Source organism: Enhygromyxa salina (assembly GCF_002994615.1).
Taxonomy (GTDB): domain Bacteria; phylum Myxococcota_A; class Polyangia; order Nannocystales; family Nannocystaceae; genus Plesiocystis; species Plesiocystis salina_A.
Genome location: NZ_PVNK01000188.1, coordinates 1 through 17,158 on the forward strand (window position 1 = coordinate 1; position 17,158 = coordinate 17,158).

Annotated in this window: 11 protein-coding genes; 5 read left to right on the top strand and 6 right to left on the bottom strand. The window is 70.6% G+C overall.

Annotation, left to right across the window (positions count from 1 at the left end; translation table 11 throughout):
• Positions 1-402: 402 nt before the first annotated feature.
• The gene (locus ENSA5_RS21825) at positions 403-666 is read right to left on the bottom strand and encodes a hypothetical protein (protein ID WP_106393620.1); all 264 of its coding nucleotides are present in this window, start codon (positions 664-666) and stop codon (positions 403-405) included.
• Positions 667-1,037: 371 nt separating this feature from the next.
• Here ENSA5_RS21825 and ENSA5_RS21830 point away from each other — a divergent pair, with 371 nt between their 5' ends.
• Complete coding sequence (locus tag ENSA5_RS21830) at positions 1,038-3,074, top strand: hypothetical protein (protein WP_106393621.1); 2,037 nt, start codon at positions 1,038-1,040, stop codon at positions 3,072-3,074.
• 181 nt (positions 3,075-3,255) lie between these two features.
• Here the strand turns inward: ENSA5_RS21830 and ENSA5_RS21835 are convergent, their stop codons facing one another.
• Positions 3,256-3,996, bottom strand: coding sequence for a hypothetical protein (locus tag ENSA5_RS21835; RefSeq protein ID WP_106393622.1), 741 nt, complete (start codon positions 3,994-3,996; stop codon positions 3,256-3,258).
• Positions 3,997-4,148: 152 nt separating this feature from the next.
• Here ENSA5_RS21835 and ENSA5_RS21840 point away from each other — a divergent pair, with 152 nt between their 5' ends.
• Positions 4,149-5,327 (top strand): acyl-CoA dehydrogenase family protein, encoded by a 1,179-nt coding sequence (locus ENSA5_RS21840; protein ID WP_181198018.1) that lies wholly within the window; start codon positions 4,149-4,151, stop codon positions 5,325-5,327.
• A 138-nt stretch (positions 5,328-5,465) separates the two neighbouring features.
• On the opposite strand, the gene ENSA5_RS21845 is transcribed toward ENSA5_RS21840, so the two are convergent.
• Together ENSA5_RS21845 and ENSA5_RS21850 are read right to left on the bottom strand one after the other, a co-directional pair.
• A complete protein-coding gene (locus ENSA5_RS21845; RefSeq protein WP_106393623.1) occupies positions 5,466-7,736 on the bottom strand; it encodes a translation initiation factor IF-2 in 2,271 nt (756 codons plus the stop codon).
• 240 nt (positions 7,737-7,976) lie between these two features.
• Complete coding sequence (locus ENSA5_RS21850) at positions 7,977-9,173, bottom strand: serine hydrolase domain-containing protein (protein WP_106393624.1); 1,197 nt, start codon at positions 9,171-9,173, stop codon at positions 7,977-7,979.
• Between the two features lie 58 nt (positions 9,174-9,231).
• Between ENSA5_RS21850 and ENSA5_RS21855 the strand changes: the two genes are divergently transcribed.
• Positions 9,232-9,627: a hypothetical protein gene (locus ENSA5_RS21855; RefSeq protein ID WP_106393625.1), complete on the top strand. Its 396-nt coding sequence runs from the start codon at positions 9,232-9,234 to the stop codon at positions 9,625-9,627.
• Here the strand turns inward: ENSA5_RS21855 and ENSA5_RS21860 are convergent.
• Entirely contained in the window at positions 9,620-10,753 is a 1,134-nt protein-coding gene (locus tag ENSA5_RS21860; protein ID WP_106393626.1) for a class I SAM-dependent methyltransferase, read from the bottom strand. The genes ENSA5_RS21855 and ENSA5_RS21860 overlap by 8 nt on opposite strands.
• A gap of 326 nt (positions 10,754-11,079) precedes the next feature.
• Between ENSA5_RS21860 and ENSA5_RS21865 the strand changes: the two genes are divergently transcribed.
• Entirely contained in the window at positions 11,080-14,235 is a 3,156-nt protein-coding gene (locus ENSA5_RS21865; protein WP_106393627.1) for a DEAD/DEAH box helicase, read from the top strand.
• Positions 14,236-14,326: 91 nt separating this feature from the next.
• Here the strand turns inward: ENSA5_RS21865 and ENSA5_RS21870 are convergent, their stop codons facing one another.
• The gene (locus ENSA5_RS21870; protein ID WP_106393628.1) at positions 14,327-15,190 is read right to left on the bottom strand and encodes a hypothetical protein; all 864 of its coding nucleotides are present in this window, start codon (positions 15,188-15,190) and stop codon (positions 14,327-14,329) included.
• 80 nt (positions 15,191-15,270) lie between these two features.
• On the opposite strand from ENSA5_RS21870, the gene ENSA5_RS21875 reads away from it, so the two are divergent.
• Entirely contained in the window at positions 15,271-17,121 is a 1,851-nt protein-coding gene (locus ENSA5_RS21875) for a hypothetical protein (RefSeq protein ID WP_106393629.1), read from the top strand.
• Positions 17,122-17,158 lie beyond the last annotated feature (37 nt).

A 17,158-nucleotide genomic window follows, 5' to 3' on the forward strand; every position in this document is an offset into this window, starting at 1 on the left:
CCTTTTAGGGGGCCACGGAGAGGGCTGCGTAGCTCATACCAGCCCACCGAGCGACGAGCGGAGCGAGGAGCGACCGGCCGCCTGCGGCCGTGCGTGGCAAAGTTGCAGACGCTCGGGGGGGTCTAAAGGAGCCCCCTTTTAGGGGGCCACGGAGAGGGCTGCGTAGCTCATACCAGCCCACCGAGCGACGAGCGGAGCGAGGAGCGACCGGCCGCCTGCGGCCGTGCGTGGCAAAGTTGCAGACGCTCGGGGGGGTCTAAAACAGCCCCCTTTTAGGGGGCCACGGAGAGGGCTGCGTAGCTCATACCAGCCCACCGAGCGACGAGCGGAGCGAGGAGCGACCGGCCGCTTGCGGCCGTGCGTGGCAAAGTTGCAGACGTTCGGGGGGGTCTAAAACAGCCCCTACAGGCCCTTGCCGGGGCCGAGGGCTTTGCGCTTGTCTTTGTTGAGATAGAAGTACGCGCCCGCAGCAGGTACGCCGACGATCGCGGCGAGGGCGAGGAAGGGGAGCAGCGCCGAGACCAGGAAGGCCGTCACCGCGGTCCCTGCGCCTGTGGCCACTCCAGCGGCCGCGGCCTGACCGTTGCTGGCGTTTTTGGTCTTGGCGTAGGCGTAGGTTCCTCCGCCGACGGCTGTAGCGAGGAGGACGAGTGCTCCGAGTGCCATGGATTCTCCGAGGGGTTGGGCCTGCGAGTATAGGACAGTTCCGCGGGCGTGCCCGCCGGCAACCCCGGCTCTGGGATGGCATTCCTCGCTCCAGACCCATCGTGACCCCCCGGATGGGCAGTCTTCGCGAGTTTCGGGCTCCGCGCCGGGCTTGTGGCACGAGGCCTGGATCAAGCGCTGCGCGCTCGACTCAGGCCTTCTAATCTTCAAGGAGCCTTTCAAAAAGGCCCCTCGCTGCGGCGGAAAAGCCCCCTTCGCTCACTCCAAAGGGTCGCCTTGCGGCTCGTACTAGCCCTAAATCATTCAGCTTTTTAAATTCAGCGCTTGATTTAGGACTAGACGTCGGCGCGGCTGAGACAGATACTCGCCCCGTGGCGGACACCCCCACTGGCGAGTCGAAGGCCCCCCAAGCGAGCGGCGAGCGCCCGAGCTCTGACCGTGGCCGGCGGCGTGGTCGCAAGGGCAAGGGCAAGGGCAAGGGCGGCGGCGGTGAGCGGCGCGAGGGCAAGGATTCTCGGGGCCGCGAGGGTCGTGGCCGCGAGGGTCGCGGCCGCCGGGACAATCGTGGCCGCGATGACCGAGGTCGGCGAGACCGCAGCAGCGAGCAGCCGCTGACCGCCGGCTTGTTCGCAGGCGTCGCCGACCGCGAGATGCCCTGTCGGATCGCCGGCTGTACCAAGACCTGGACCTGGTACGGCACCCAGCAGATCCGCTCGCTCGGCAAGCCCGAGCCCAAGCGGATGTGCTCCGAGCACCTCGCACAGTTCGAGGGCATCGAAGATCGCGCGATGCCCTGCCGCAACAGCTGGTGCGCCAACACCTGGACGTGGAGTCGCGGCGCCCAGCTCTACCAGCGCGAGCGCCAGGAAAAGCTCAAGCCGCCGCACCGTCTGTGCGAGCAGTGCTTCGAGGAAGACAAGACCACCGAGGACGTCCAGATCAAGTGCAAGATCCCCGAGTGTCGCAACTCGTGGACCTGGCCACGTCAGGCTCAGCTGCGTCATCGGGCCTGGGTCCGTCGTCAGCAAGCCAAGATCGAGGCCGAAGAGGCCGAGGAGCAGCGCGAGCGCGAGGCCGCCAGCGCGGCGAGCTCTGTCGAGGCGGATGGCGCGGCGGGTCCCGTCGTGGCGGACCCTGCCGCCGTGGCGGCGCCAACGGTCGAAGCGGCGCCGGACCAGGCGGACGCGAGCGCGGCCGAGTCGTCGAGCGCGGCCGAGTCGTCGAGCGCGGCCGAGTCGTCGAGCGCGGCCGAGTCGTCGAGCGCGGCCGAGTCGTCGAGCGCGGCCGAGCCGTCGAGCGCGGCCGAGGCGTCGAGCGCGGCCGAGTCGTCGAGCGCGGCCGAGTCGTCGAGCACCGCCGAGGCCGACGCGAGCGCGGCCGAGTCGTCGAGCACCGCCGAGTCGTCGAGCGCGGCCGAGTCGTCGAGCGCGGCCGAGTCGTCGAGCGCGGCCGAGGCGTCGAGCGCGGCCGAGGCGTCGAGCACCGCCGAAGCTCAGGCCGAGTCGTCGAGCGCGGGTCAGGCGAGCGTCGCGGCGCCGACCGACGGCGGCCAAGCCAAGACCCCAGGCAAGAAGCGCAGGCGCAAGCGCAGGCGCAGGCGCAAGATCCACGAGGGTCCGCCCGAGAAGCTGTGCGAGCGCTGCTTCGAGCGCATGGGCCACCTCGAGCCGATCCACATCCCCTGCAAGGTTCACGGCTGCACCAACACCTGGGCGTGGGAGCGCGAAGGCCAGCTGCGCGCGTGGGCGGCCCTCGACGGCCGCGACGAGGTCACCGAGCTCCCGCAGCCGCCGCGACGGATGTGCAACAGCTGCTTCGAGTTCGTCCGCGGCCGTGGCGATCGCGAGGTCACCTGCGGCCGTCCGGACTGCGAGAAGACCTGGACCTACAAGACGGGCTCGCAGCTGCAGGACTTCCTCGCCGGGCGCACCCGAGATCCGATCCGTCTGTGCGAGGAGTGCTCGCGCAGCCAGTTCGTCATCCGCTCGTCCCAGGGCGTGCAGATGCCCGCGGGCGCCGAGGTCATGCCCTGCCAGGTCTCGGGCTGCAGCGGCTCGTGGGTGTACGTGCCCGGGATGAAGCTCAGCTCCGCCGATCCCGACGCCGCCGAGCCCCCGGTCGATCGCATGTGCGACGACTGCCGCGGACAGCGAGGCGCCCCTGCGCGGGATCCCAGGCATGTCCAAGCCAGCGCGAGCGAGGCCGCAAGCGAAGCGCCAGCGCCGAGCGGCGACGGGGCGAGCGGCGACGGGGCGAGCGGCGACGGGGCGAGCGGCGACGACGGGGCCAGCGAGATCGGAGCCGACGATCCGCCAGCGGCGGAGCCCGCAGTCGATGCGGCAGCCGGCGGCGAGGCACCAGCGGTCAGCGACGCGCCCGAGCCCAGCGAAGACCCGACGCCCAGTTGACCGTCGTCAGCGGAGGTGTGAGGCTGTCGCCGCGCACGCTCCCCTCTTCCCGCGCGACCGCTGCTCGCTCTCTCGGTCTCCCACTCTCCCGCTCCTTCTCTGCGAACGCTCCCACGCTCGCGTGCGCGTCCACGGACCGGTCTTCTCCGAAGGTCGGTCCGCGGTCTTTTAACGCGACCACCTAAGGGCGCTCGAGCGATCGCCGGCGAGTGAGCATGACCGCCATCGCCACGCCCGCCGCGAGCATGACCTCGATCGCCCACCCGAGCCGCACGCCGATCAGGAGCTGGAGCCGAATCCACCCGCACACGGCGACGAGCACGGTCGCGCCCCAGCGCACCAACCACCGCTGGGTCGGACCCGAGCGCGCGGCCTGGCCGTCCTCGTCGACCCCGCCGCCGGCCGCGGCCTCGCGCGCGTGGTGGACCGTGAAGTAGCCCCCGCTCACGAGCGCGAAGCCCAGCAGCGCGAGCGGCATCATCCCCTGCCCACGCGACGCGAGCATGAAGCCCACGAGCAGCAGCTGCGCGTGGAGAAAGCTCAAGTTGACGACCAGCAGGCGCTCGCCCACGCGCGGCACGACCCGAGGCCCGAGGGCCGCGAGCGCCAGCACGATCGCGCCGAAGCAAAACGGCGACCCGAAGCCGATCAGCATGATCAGGCCCTCGAGCGGGCTGCGGAGGAACGAGGCGTAGAGCAGCTGCGCGAAGCTGAAGCCCTCGGGGTGCAGGGGCAAGGCGATCGCGGCGGTCAGGACCAGGGCCGGGACGGCGAGCGTGACCGGCAGCGCGGTGGCCGGTTTGCGGACCGCCTCCGCGAGCTCGTCCTCGAGCTCGTCGGCCATCGCATCTGCGTCCGCGACGGCGTCGCGCTCGTCGTCGCCGCTGAGGTCCTCGTCATACCCATTGTCGTCGCCGGCCATGACCTCACGATACCCCGGGCGCGGGTCCCCGCGGGCGTCGAAGGCCGGCGCCGCCAGGCGCTGGGCCCCCGACGGCTCGGGCGACCGGAGTCAGCTCACTCGTCGGCGGACCTGGATCGGCGCTCGGGCGGGTCGGTCGCCGGTTCTGATGTATGTTCACCGCGATGTCGACGCCCTCGGACGAGTTGTTCAATCCCAGCGAGGAACACCGCCTGCTACGCCAGACGATCGCCGACTTCGCCCGCCGCGAGGTCGAGCCTCAGGCCGCCGAGTTCGACGAGAAGGGCGAGCTCAACGTCGGCCTGTTTCGCAAGCTGGGCGAGCTCGGGCTGCTCGGGATCACCGTTCCGGAAGACGAGGGCGGCGCCGGGATGGACGCGGTCGCGGCCACGATCGTCCACCACGAGCTCTCGAAGGTCGACCCGGGCTTTTGCCTGGCCTACCTCGCCCACTCGATGTTGTTCGTCAACAATTTCTACCACTGCTCCAACCCCGAGCAGCGCGAGCGCTACCTCGACAAGGTCATGAGCGGCGAGTGGATCGCGGGCATGGGCATGACCGAGCCGGGCGCCGGGACCGACGTGCTCGGGATGAAGACCACGGCCGCGCGCGACGGCGACGCCTACGTGCTCAACGGGACCAAGACCTACATCACCAACGGGCCCGAGGGCTTTTGCTTCTTGGTCTACGCCAAGCTCGACGACCGGATCACCGCCTTCGTGGTCGACCGCGACTGCCCGGGCTTCTCGACCAGCAAGCACATCGAGAAGCTCGGCATGCGCGGCTCGACGATGTCCGAGCTGATCTTCGAGGACTGCCGGATCCCCGCGAGCAACCTGCTCGGCGAGGAGGGCGGCGGCATCACCCACATGATGCGCAACCTCGAGATCGAGCGCCTGACCCTCGCGGCCATGAGCGTCGGCATCGCCGAGCGCTGCGTCGAGATCATGGTCGACTACGCCGAGCAGCGCCGGGCGTTCAACGAGTCGCTCAACCGCTTCGGCCAGATCCAGCGCTACATCGGCGAGGGCTACGCGATGATGCTCGCGGCCAAGTGCCTGACCTACAACGTCGCGCGCGACCTCGGGCCCGAGACCCGCGCCCGCGTCGGCTCGGACGCGGCCAAGCTGTTCGCCGCCCCGGTCGGCAAGACCTGCGCCGACTGGGCCATGCAGGTCATGGGCGGGGCCGGCTACTGCCGCGAGTTTCCGGTCGAGCGCCTGTGGCGAGACGCCAAGCTGCTCGAGATCGGCGGCGGCACGATCGAGGCCCACCAAAAGAACCTGACCAAGGACCTCACCCGGATGTGGAAAGCCTCCGGGAAGGCCTGATCGCTAGTCTTCGAGGGGCCTTTCAAACAGGCCCCTCGCTGCGGCGGCAAGGCCCCCTCCGCTCACCCCGAACGCTCGCCTTGCGGCTCGTGCGAGCCCTAAATCATTCAGCGCTTGAATTCAGCGCTTGATCTAGACCTAGAGGCTGGGGGGGATGGCCTCGAGCTCGAAGGCCTGGAGCACGTCGCCCTCGCGGATGTCGCCGTGCTCGGCCAGCAAGATCCCGCACTCCTGGTCGGTGCCGACCTCTTTGACGTCGCGGTCGACGATCCGCAGTGAGGCGAGCTTGGTCGAGGCCACGAGCTCGCCCTCGCGCAGGACCCGGATCCCGGCGTTACGCGAGATCTTGCCGTCGAGCACCCGGCAGCCGCAGACGTGGCCGGACGAGGTCGGGAACAGCTTGCGGACCTCGGCCTTGCCGAGCGGGTGCTCGACGTAGCTGGGCTCGAGCTGGTCGATCATCAAGGCCTCGAGCTGATCTCCGAGCTCGTAGATGACCTTGGCGCAGCGGATCGGGATGGCGTCGGCGTCGGCGAGCCCGGTGACCTTGGCCCCGGCCTTGACCCCAAACCCGAGGATCGCCGGGACCACGTTGTGGCCGGCCTGGCGCGCGGTCGTGGCCAGCTTGATGTCGCCCTCGGTGATCTCGCCCACGCCCGTCGAGATGATCTTGGTGTGGACCTTCTCGCTGCGGATCTCGGCGATGACCTGCTCGACGGCCTCGAGCGAGCCCTGGACGTCGGCGCGCAGGACCAGGGCCATGGTCGGGAGCTCGGCCCGGCGCTCGGCGGCGAGGCGGTCGGCGAAGCTCGGGGCGCCCGAGCGCGCGCCCTCGCGGCGGCGTCGCTGCTCGCGGCGGTGGGTCACGAGCTGCTTGGCCGCCTTGTCGTCCTCGACGGCGTTGAACGCGATGCCGACGGGCGGCGGGTCGTCGAGGCCGGAGATCTCGACGACCGTCGAGGGCCCGGTCGACTGGACCGTGGTCATGGCCTTTTTGGGTTTCTTGGCCTTGGCCTTGGCCTTGGCCTTGGCCTTGCTCTTCTTTTTGGGCTTGTCGGCGGCCGCGTCGGGCTCGTCGTCGCCGACGTCGCCGAGCGGCATCAGGGCGCTGACCCGTCCGCTCGACTCACCGGCCACGATCACGTCGCCGCGGCTGAGGGTGCCGCCTTGCACGAGCAGGGTCGAGATCACGCCGCGGCCGCGATCGATGCGGGACTCGAGCACGAGCCCGGTCGCGCGGCCTTCGGCGCTCGCCCGGAGCTCGAGCAGCTCGGCTCGGATCGCGAGCTGGTCGAGGAGCTCGTCGAGGCCGGCCCCGGTCTTGGCCGAGATCTGCACGATCGGCGTCTCGCCCCCGTGGGTCTCGGACAGGACGCCGTGCTCCATCAGCTGCCGCTCGACCTTGGCGACGTCGGCGGCGGGGAGATCGCACTTGTTGACCGCGACGAGGATCGGGACCTCGGCGGCGAGGGCGTGGCGCAGGGCCTCGACGGTCGTCGGCATGACCCCGTCGTCGGCCGCGACCACGAGCACCGCGATGTCGGTCAGCTGAGCTCCGCGCTCGCGCATGGCCGTGAACGCGGCGTGGCCGGGGGTGTCGACGAAGACCACGGGCCCGGCCGAAGTCCGAACCCGGTAGGCGCCGACGTGCTGGGTGATGCCGCCGGCCTCACCCGCGGCGACCTCGGCTCCGCGGAGGCGATCGAGGAGCGTGGTCTTGCCGTGGTCGACGTGGCCCATGACCGCGATGACCGGAGCGCGCAGCTCCCCGACCTCGGCCTCGCCGTCCTCGGCGTCGAGGAGCTCGGCCTCGTCGAAGGACACGTCCTCGACCCGATAGCCGAACTCGGCCGCGACCAGCTCGGCGGTCTCGACGTCGATCGTCGCGTTGACGGTCGCGTTGCGGATGCCCATGCCCCACACGACCCGGATGACCTTGGGCGCCTTGACGCCCATCTGCTTGGCCAGCTCCCCGATCGAGATCGCCTCGTCGACGCGCACGCGCTTCTTCTCGGCGCTCATCTCGGCCGTGCCCGCGCTCGAGGGCTTGCCCCTTCGCGCGGCGCGGCGTCCGGGCATCCGCCGCGACGAGCGAACCTCGCGGGCCTTGCGGGCGCTGGCCCGGCCCTTGGGCTGCTCGTCGGCGGGCGCGATCTTGACCTCTCGTTTGCGCCCGCTCCCGCGCCCGCCACCCTTGGCCGGGGTCCGCTTGGACTTGGCCTTGGCCTTGGCCTTGGATGAGGACTTGAGATCGATGACGCCGAGGATCTTGGGACCCGCGCTGCGAGCCCCGACGATGACGCCTTCGGCGTCGCGGATCACTCGCTTGTTGCCAGGCGCAGGCTCGGCCTGGTCGGCCTCGGGTGCTGCGTCGGCGGGCTTTGGCTTGTCGTTCGAGCCGGAAGACATGGGGAGCGGCGGCTGCCCGAGGCTCGCGCTGGGCGCGACTGGTCGGGGCGTGGATGGAACGCGAGGCCAGTCCAAAGACAGCTTGGCGCTCGGCCCCTTCGATACGCGACCGACCGGGGTCGCGCAAGGCCGCCGCGGGGAGGGCGGGGCCCAGGACGCGCAGAAATAGCCTGAGCGCGCCCAAGGTGGCGATCCGGACGCCGCTCACACGCCGCGTCCCCCCCGGCCCTGCGCGAGGGCTCAGTCGGCGCCCGTGCGGCCCGGCTCGGGCAGGGGCGGGACGCTGCGTGTGAGCGGCCGGGGGTCGTAGCGCGTGCGGTTGGTCAGGATCGCCACACCGTAGCGGCGGCCGGGCCAGATGCGGACGGCCGGGCGGTAGCCGCCGCCCTTGCCCATGTGGTTGAAGTAGCGCTCGCCGTCGATGACCTGGGTGTGCCAGCCGAGGGCGTAGTCGAGCGGGCGGCCGCGGAAGTCCTGTTGGACGGTCTGCATCGCCTCGACCGACGCGGGCGAGAGGATCCGCCGGCCCTGCCACTGGCCGTGCTGGAGGTGCGCGCCGAGGAATTTGGCGAGGTCGCCCGCGGTCCCGATCAGCCCGCCGTAGGGCGTGCCCTCGACCTCGAAGTACACGGTCGTGACCCAGCGCGGCAGCGGGGGGCCGAAGACCTCGGGGTTGGCCACGGATTTGGCGACGGTCGTCCAAAACCCGCCCTTGCGCCCGTGGCCGACGGCCGCGTCGTCGAGCAGCGGCGCCCAGCGAAAGCCGGTCCGCTCCATGCCGAGGACCGCGAGGATCTCTTCGCGGACGTAGGTCTCGTAGTCGCGCCCGTCGGCCAGCTCGATCATGCGCCCGAGCGCGAGGTAGCCGAGGTTCGAGTAGCTTTGACCCTGGCCCGGGCGATAGCGGAGCCGCCGGCCGTGCTCGGCGAGCAGCGTGGCGAGCTGGACCTGAAGCCGCGCGCGCTCGCGGCCCGAGGGCGCGGCCCCGGCCCAGACCGAGGGGTTGCCGAGCCCGCTCGAGTGGCTGAGCAGATCCCGCGCCGTGATCGGCCTGTGGCTGGGCTCGTCGATCGCGAGCTCGTCACCGAGGAGGTCGCGGATCGGCGCGTCGATGTCGAGCTGGCCGCGCTCGTGCAGCTGCATGATCGCCGTGGCCGTGAACAGCTTGGTGATCGAGAACCACAAGAAGGCCGTGTCGGCGTGGACGGGCCGACCGTCGGCGAGGGCCGCGACCCCGCCCGCGTCGACCTCGATCGTCGGCGCCCCGTTCGTGCGGACCGTCGCGACGACGAGCCCCGGCGACTCGCCGCGGCCCTCGCCGACCGTGGCCAGCGCGGCGCTGCGCAGCTCGTCGGGCTGCTTGACGCTCGTGTGGGTGCACGCTGCCGTGGTCAGCGCCAACGAGATCGCGCACGCGAGGCGGACTGCGGGGGCCACCCCTGCGAACTACGCCGAGGTCGCGGCCGTGTCCAGTTGGACGTAGGATGCCCGCGACGTGGGCGAGACTCTGATCGGACCCGACGAGCTCGAGCTCGCGGTCTCTGGCCTCTCGGGCCTGGTCGGGACCTTGTTGCTCCCGGCGATCGGCGCGTGGCTGCGGGTCCTGCTCCAGTGGATCGAGTCGGACCGCTCGGGCCTCGGTCGGCAGCCGCGCTTGTCGGGCCTCCAGATCGTCCGCGCCGTCGCGACCAGCTTCGCGCTGTTCTTCTTCATCGTCGCCCTCGGTCGGGCCGCGGCCGAGCTGCGCGGGATCCGGGTCGAGGCCCCGGTGTTCGCGTCGATCATCACGGGCGTCCTGGTTGGGATCGCGTTTTGGGCCATCTACGCGGCCGGGATCTCGGCGCTCAAGTCCGACTACCAGCGCGCCAAGCAGACCCGACGGATCAAGTAGGCCGCCGCCGGCCGAAGCGGGCCTGAAGCACGAAGTAGCCGTCGCGCTCGCCGCCTTCGATCTCCGCGCCGAGCTCGGTCAGGATCTCGACCGCGCGGTGGGGTCGGCTCACGACCAGGATCATCCGACCACCCGGCGCGAGCCAGGGCCGGAGGTCGAGGAGGCGCGTGAGCGTGGCCGCGTCGGCGTGGGTCGGGGGGTTGAGCAGGGCCAGCTCGACCGCGGCCTTCGGCTCGGGCTCGGGCGGTCCGTCGTGCTCGATCACGCGGACCCGCTGCTCGAGCTGGTTGCGCGCCGCGTTGTGCCGGATCAACGCGCACGCGCGCAGGTTGCTCTCGACGGCCACGACCTGGGCGTGCTCGAGGCGCGACGCGGCCCACAGCGCGAGCGGTCCGATGCCCGCGCACAGATCCAGGACCCGGCGCGGCGGCGCGGACCCGGCCGCGTCGTCGCGCCGCAAGATCGCGTCGGTGACCGCGATCAGGGCGCGGGTGCCCGCGTCGAGCTCGCGGCGGCAAAACACCCCCGGGCGACTGTCGAGGGCCAGCTGCCCGAGGGCGGGATCGCGGATCTCGTAGGACCTCGTGCTCAGCTCGTCGGCGAGCTCGGCCCGAAAGTCAGGCCCGCGCACGCCCCGATAGAGGTGGTAGCCGCGGTCCCGGCCGACGACCTCGACGGCCTCGTCACCGAGCAGCGCGCGCATGGTCCTGGCCAGGCTCTTGCCACCTTTTTGTTTGCGCGCCGCGCAGTACAGCCGCCCGCCCTCGGCCAGCGCGAGGGCGCCGAGGGCCAGGCAGGCCTCGGAGAAGTCCTTGCCGAGGTGGGCCCGCGGCCAGACCATCGCGGCCTCGAAGCGCGCGTCGCCGAAGGGCGGCGGCGCGCTCGGATCTTCGCGCCCGAGGTCGGCGATGCACTCGTGTGGCGAACCAGTGCGCTCGCGCACGTCGAGGATCAGGCGGGTCGCGCCCGCGCGCAGCCCGGGCAGATCCCCACAGTGAACCAGGGCGAGCGCGCGGGGCTCGACCGTCCGCGCGATCTCGGCCAGCATCCGGACGCCTGGATCGTCGGGGTTGAGACCGTCGAGGCCCCCGGGGCCGGGTGCTGCTGGGCGGGGCTTTCGTGCCATCGGCCCCCACCTTGGCCCAACTTCGCGGCCCCGTCAGCCCGCGCCACCCGCACTTCCCTCGCGGCCCGCGTGTGTAGACCGGGGCGGATCTCCGTGATAGAGGTTGCCCCTGTGCGCGAGAGCCCGTCCGAGTATGTCGGACTGGGTGATCACGCGCCCAATCTCGTCCTGGATCCTGCCCAAACGAGCTCTCCGCCGTCTCGGCGAGGGCCGGGCGCCAACGGCCAGGCCGCGCTTCGGGGCCCCACGAGTGGGCCACGAGTGCACCTGGGCGACGTCAGCGGCCCAAACCGATACGCCGCGGGCGGAGCGATGGAGCGAAAGCTTTGAGCAAGCTCGACAACCTGGTCCCCCTCCTCGCCCCCGAGGCGCTCGTGCGTGTCGCCAGCCCCAAGGCCATGAAGGCCGGTCAGGAGCTGTTCAAGAACAACGCGGTCAGCGACATCGTCGTCGACGGCGATAGCGTCCGCGGCAAGGTCAAGGGCACGCACCCCGTGCCCCACTCGACCTCGCTCAAGCGCGTCGTGACCCGCGGCGGCAAGGGCACCAAGCTCGAGTGCAATTGCTCGTGCCCGACCTTCACGGACGGGTGGGAGAAGATCTGTCACCACGGCGTCGCCCTGGCCCTCGAGCTGCGCAAGCAATTTCTGGCCGGCGGCGAGCTGACCATGACCCAAAACCCCTGGGTCACCAACGTCGACGCCAAGAGCCAAAATCGCTACCAGATCGAGCAGCGTCGCGGGGTCTGGAACGTGACGGTGTTCGGGGCCGGGTCCGCGGTCTCGGCGGCCAAGCGCAAGCGCCAGGGCATGGCGATGGTCGACAAGCTGATCCAGCACTTCCTCGACCAGGAGATCGACGAGACCGACGACGGCGCCCACGTGCTCGAGGACGTCGCCCTGGCCGGGATGCTGTACTTCGCCCGCGAGGCCTCGGTCTCGATCAAGGGCGTCGGCAAGCTGATCTTCGTGCCCGAGCCGCTGGTTTTGCGCGTCGAGGCCGAGACCCGCGACAAAGATCACCGCGTCGAGCTCCGTGCGTTCTTGCAGCACAAGCACTCCGAGCGCGAGTTCGAGGTCGACAAGGGCCGGATCATCGTCGGGGCCCCGACCTGGTTCTTGTGGCCCGAGACCGCCGAGATCTTCCTGGTCCCCGAGACCCCGCCGTGGACCCTCGAGGCGATCGCCAAGCGCCCGCTGATCGTCATGGACGCGAGCGTCGCCGCCGAAGAGATGGACAAGCTCAGCGAGAGCCTCCAGTCGGTCGGCGTGCCCCAACGCGACGTGTTCAACCTCGCCAGTGACTCGCGCGAGGTCGACAACTTCATCGTCACGATCGTCGGCGGGGCCAACAAGATCGCCGTGACCCTCGCGGCCCGCTACGACAACGTCACGCTCAGCGTCAGCGGCCACGAGCCCGAGTCGGCCCGCTACTCCGCCACGGTCTCGGCCTCCGGCGGGGATCAGACCATCGCCTTTTACCGCGACATCGAGGCCGAGACCCGCGCGCGCCAGGTCCTCTACGACGGCAAGCTGCGCTGGAGCGACGCCGACGAGGCCTTCGTCGCCCTCGGCGACACCGCGATCGAGTTCATCGTCGCGGGCTTGCCGCTGCTGCCCGAGGCCTGGGAGAAGAAAGTCCCCAAGCTGCCCAAGCTGCGCAGCAAGTCACCCTCGCCGAGCATCTCGGTCAAGAGCGCGGGCGGCTCGGTCCTCGACGTCGAGGCCGTCGTCGACGTCGAGGGCGAGACCGGGCTGATCTCGTTTCGCGATCTGCTGCGCTGGCTCCACGAGGGCCGGCGCTGGGTCGAGCTCGCCGACGGCTCGGTCGCCAAGCTCGATCCCAAGATCCTCGAGCCCGTCGCCGAGGCCGCGGGCTCGCTGCAGTTCGACAAGCAGGGCAACTCCGAGGTCAGCACCCTCGAGCTCGGGACCCTCGCGCGCCTGCTTCAAGAGGTCCCGACGGCCAAGGTCGCCAAGGACGTCAAGAAGCTGATGGCCAACATGACCGGCAAGCGCTCGGCCCGGGCCCCGCGCAAGGCCAAGGCGCTCACGGCCAAGCTCCGCGACTACCAAAAGTCTGGCTACGCGTGGCTGTGGCAGCTGCACGACAACCAGATGGCCGGGATCCTCGCCGACGACATGGGCCTGGGTAAGACCGTGCAGGCCCTGGCCTTGCTGGCCAAGGCCAAGGAGTCCGACGGCGACATGCCCTCGCTGATCATCGGCCCGACCTCGGTCCTCGGGGTCTGGCGCCAGGAGGTCAAGAAGTGGGCGCCGAGCCTCTCGGTGTTGGTCTGGCACGGCACCGACCGGTCCGAGAACCGCCGCCTGCTCAAGAAGACCGACGTCGTCGTGACCAGCTACGCGATCTTGCGCCGCGACATCGCGGACCTGGCCAAGATCCGCTTTCGCTACGTCATCCTCGACGAGGCCCAGTACATCAAGAACTGGACCACGAGCACGGCCAAGTCGGCCAAGAAGCTCAAGGCCGACCATCGCCTCGCGCTCAGCGGCACCCCGATCGAGAACCACCTCGTCGATCTGTGGGCGATCTTCGACTTCCTCGCGCCGGGCTTCCTCGGCAAGCTCAGCGAGTTTCAGAAGAACTACGTCAAGCCGATCGAGGACGGCGACCACAAGGCCATCGAGACCCTGCGCGCGCGGATCCGGCCCTTCATCATGCGGCGGCGCAAAGAGGACGTCGCGTCCGAGCTGCCGCCCAAGACCGAGCAGACGATCTTCGTCCAGTTCGGGCGCAGCCAGCTCGCGCTCTACAACCGGATCCTCAAGGCCGCCAAGACCGAGATCGACACCCGCGTCGGCGAGGTCGGCATCGAGAAGTCGCAGATGACGATCCTCGCCGCGCTCACGCGCCTGCGCCAGGTCTGCACGGATCCGCGCCTGCTCTCGCTGCCCGAGGGCAGCGCGGTCCCACCCTCGACCAAGATGGACGCGTTCCGCGAGCTGATCGCCGAGTGCGTCGGGTCCGGGCGCAAGGCCCTGGTGTTCTCGCAGTTCGTCGAGATGCAGAAGCTGATCGCCGAGGTCCTCGAAGAGCTCGAGATCGAATTCTTGTGGCTCCACGGCGGGACCACCAACCGCGAGGAGCTCGTCAACCGCTTCCAGCAAAAGAGCGGGCCGCCCGTGTTCTTGATCTCGCTTCGGGCCGGCGGCGCGGGCTTGACCCTGACCGAGGCCGACACGGTGATCCACTACGATCCGTGGTGGAACCCGGCGGTCGAGGATCAGGCGACCGACCGCGTCCACCGGATCGGGCAAGACAAGCCGGTCATGGTCTACCGCCTGGTCGTCGAGCACACGGTCGAGCAGAAGATGGTCGAGCTCGGGGCAGAGAAGCGCAAGATCGCCGAGTCGGCGCTCGGCCGCGACACCAGGGTTGGCAAGAAGCTGACCATGGAGGACGTGGATGACCTGCTCGCGACGCCCGTGAGTGGATCCGCCGCCTGGGACGAAGTGTGAGTCCGGTCCGGGGGGGCGAACCACGGGGCGCCATCACGGCGTGGCTTCGTCCCTCCCGTGACTGCGGCGGAGCCACAGGTTGCAACACGCACTAAACCCGTTTGAAGGGCAGGACGCGGGCACCCTTGGGGGCGGGGTCGATTGGGGGCAGCGAGAGGACGAGCTTCTCGATCGCGGGGACGGCTCGGAGCATGACTCCGGCGGCGCCGATCTCGGAGAAGGGGCCGCCGTAGACGAGGATGACGTGGTAGATGCCGGCGAAGTCGCGGGCGAGCCAGCCGAGGTCGTCCTCGATCGCCTCGTGGTTCTCGGGCGCGCGGCGGACCGCTGCGATCGCGCGGCAGGTCGCGAAGTGGGCCGGCCAGTCGTCGGGGCCGCGGTGGGAGCCGAGCTCGCGGATGACCGGGAGCTTGCGCTGGAGGCGTTCGCGGAGCTTGCGGGGCGTGAGCTTGGCGAGGCGTTTGGCCAGCGTGGGCTCGTCGAGGCCGACGAGCTCGACGATGTCGACGCCGGCCGCGGCGGCGCTGTCGGCTAGCTCGCCGATCCACATTGCGATCTCGACGTCCTCGGGTCCGGGGGTGTCCTCGGAGGTCCCCCACAAGACCGGCGAGTCCTCGTCGATCACGACCGCGCGCAGGGCGTCGGCCTTGGCCGCGAGGACCGCGAGGGCGTCGTCGATCTCGCGGTTGGCGGCCGGGGTCGCGAGCCGCGGGCTGCGGACCTGCAGCAGCCCGCTGACCCCCGCGAAGGACTCGACGAGCGCGGCGAGCTTGGCCTCGGGCTGGGCGGGGTCATCGAGGGGCGCGGCGAACAGCGCGACGACCCGCCAGCCACCGGGGATCTCGGCGAAGACGGAGTCGGCCTGCTCGGGCGAGCGACCGCCAAACTCGAAGCGGGCGTCGTCGCAGCTCAGCTCGTGACGGACCAGGTCGAGGAAGCGCTGGAGGTGCTCCATTCGCTGGAGGTTAGCTGATCTCGTGACGGCCGAGAGAGCCCGCCCCGGCCTCGCCGACGAAACCAGCTATCCTCCCGCGCATGCGCGCACGCCGAACCCGAGCGACCCTGTGCGCGGCCCTGCTGCTGGCCGCCCCGCTCGCCTCCTGCACCAAGAACAATCCCAGCACCAACGTCAAGATCGCCGGCGAGGGCGACGGTCCCGGCGAGGGCGGGCGGCTCAACGCCGAGGCCGGCGGCGCCGCCGTCGAGCGCGAGCCGATCGAGAAGATCGAGATCGCGGGCAGCGTCACGGGCGTCGGCGACATGCTCGACGCGGGCGCCAAGCTGCTCAACATGTGGTCGCCACCCGAGCCCGGCGCGCCGCCAATTGACCTGCGCAGTTTCATCGGGGTCATGCTCATCCAGGAGGGCTTCGGGCCCGGCTTCCTCGAGAGCATCGACCTCGACGGGGTCCACGCCATGGAGCTCGGCTTCCCCCACGAGGGCCAGCCCGGGGTCACCGACGCCGACGTGGATCTCTCGCTCGTGTTCAGCGCGATCGACCCGGTCCGCGCGATCGAGAGCATGCCCGCGGGCATGCAGCCGCAGCCGCTCGGCGACAACTTGTGGCAGCTCGCCGAGAACGACTCGCAGCTGTTCTTCCGGGCCGGGTCCGGCGCGCTCGAGGTCGCCCTGAGCATGGACGGGCTCGACGTCGCCAACGGCCTCCGAGCCCAGGTCGCGGTCGGGCCCGACGAGCCGCGGGTCAAGGTCGCCGCTGCCAACGTCCCGCCCGTCGACATCGACGTCAGCGACATGCTCCCGCTGCCGCGGGGCATGGCGAACACCCTCAGCTCGATCATCAACGAGACCAAGTCGCTCGAGCTCACCGGCGACTTCGGCAGCGACCGCGACCTCCGGGCTCAGGTCAGCGCCGAGGCGCCCTTCGGCCGCCTCGGCCTCGATCCGATCGGGCCCGCGACCCAGGCCCCGAGCGAGCTGGCCGAGGCCCTGCCGGGTGAGGCGATGGGCGTGTGGGTCATGCCCTGGGGCGATCCGAAGCTGCTCCACGACGCCCTCGACCGCCAGATCCCCGTCGACCAGATCCCCGCGCCCTTCGACGGCTACGTCGACGAGGTCGTGGCTGGCGCCCACGGGATCCTCGGGGCCGTGCGCAACGAGGTCCTCGCGGCCGCGTATATCGACAAGGGCAAGTTCACCCTCGTGCTCGCGGCCGAGGTCGACGACGAGGCCGCGGCCCGCGACGCGATCCGCGAGGTCTTTGGCGCGGCCGAGAAGGCCTTCGGCGACCACATCGCCCTCGCCGGCAACAGCTCCGACCACGCCTACAAGGTCAGCTTCAAGAAGAGCGTGGTCCGGGCCGGCAAGGCCAAGGGCGATCTGTTCACGCTCACGATCCCCAAGGCCATGCAGGCCGCGCTCGACGACCTCGGGTGGTTCTTCGGGACCAAGAAGCCGCAGGTCGAGGTCGCGTCGGTCGTCGTCGACGGCAAGCTGATCGTCGCGCTCGGCGTCGGCCAAAAGGCGATGATGAGCGCGATCGGTCGGCGGGTGGGCAAGTCCTCGGACGCCGGGCTCGAGGCCGGCGGCGGGCTCGCGCTCGCGCGCAAGCTGACCCAGGGCTGCCAGTACTGCATCGCCGTCGACCCGAGCGAGGTCGGCGAGATGGTGTTCACGACCCTCTCGGCCGACCAAAGCCAGCCCGAGGAGGTCCACAAGGCCGCGGCCAAGGCCCGCGACGCGCTGGCCAAGCTCGGCCTCGACGGTGAGGTCGCGTTCGCGCTGCGCTTCGACCAGGACCGGGGCTCGCTCGGTTTCGGTGTGCCCAAGTCGCTGCTGTTCGCCGACCCCGCCAAGATCAAGTCGGTCGTCGACCTCGCCAAGTCGATCGACGAGGCCCGCGAGGCCGCGTGGGCCAAGACCCAGTAGGGGCGGACCCGGACGCCCGGTCCGCCGGACCTGCCGG

Coding starts and splice junctions, on each gene's coding strand:
- ENSA5_RS21870 (WP_106393628.1), bottom strand. CDS start 15,190: ATGGAGCACCTCCAGCGCTTCCTCGACCTGGTCCGTCACGAGCTGAGC.
- ENSA5_RS21875 (WP_106393629.1), top strand. CDS start 15,271: ATGCGCGCACGCCGAACCCGAGCGACCCTGTGCGCGGCCCTGCTGCTG.
- ENSA5_RS21825 (WP_106393620.1), bottom strand. CDS start 666: ATGGCACTCGGAGCACTCGTCCTCCTCGCTACAGCCGTCGGCGGAGGA.
- ENSA5_RS21840 (WP_181198018.1), top strand. CDS start 4,149: ATGTTCACCGCGATGTCGACGCCCTCGGACGAGTTGTTCAATCCCAGC.
- ENSA5_RS21835 (WP_106393622.1), bottom strand. CDS start 3,996: ATGGCCGGCGACGACAATGGGTATGACGAGGACCTCAGCGGCGACGAC.
- ENSA5_RS21845 (WP_106393623.1), bottom strand. CDS start 7,736: ATGTCTTCCGGCTCGAACGACAAGCCAAAGCCCGCCGACGCAGCACCC.
- ENSA5_RS21860 (WP_106393626.1), bottom strand. CDS start 10,753: ATGGCACGAAAGCCCCGCCCAGCAGCACCCGGCCCCGGGGGCCTCGAC.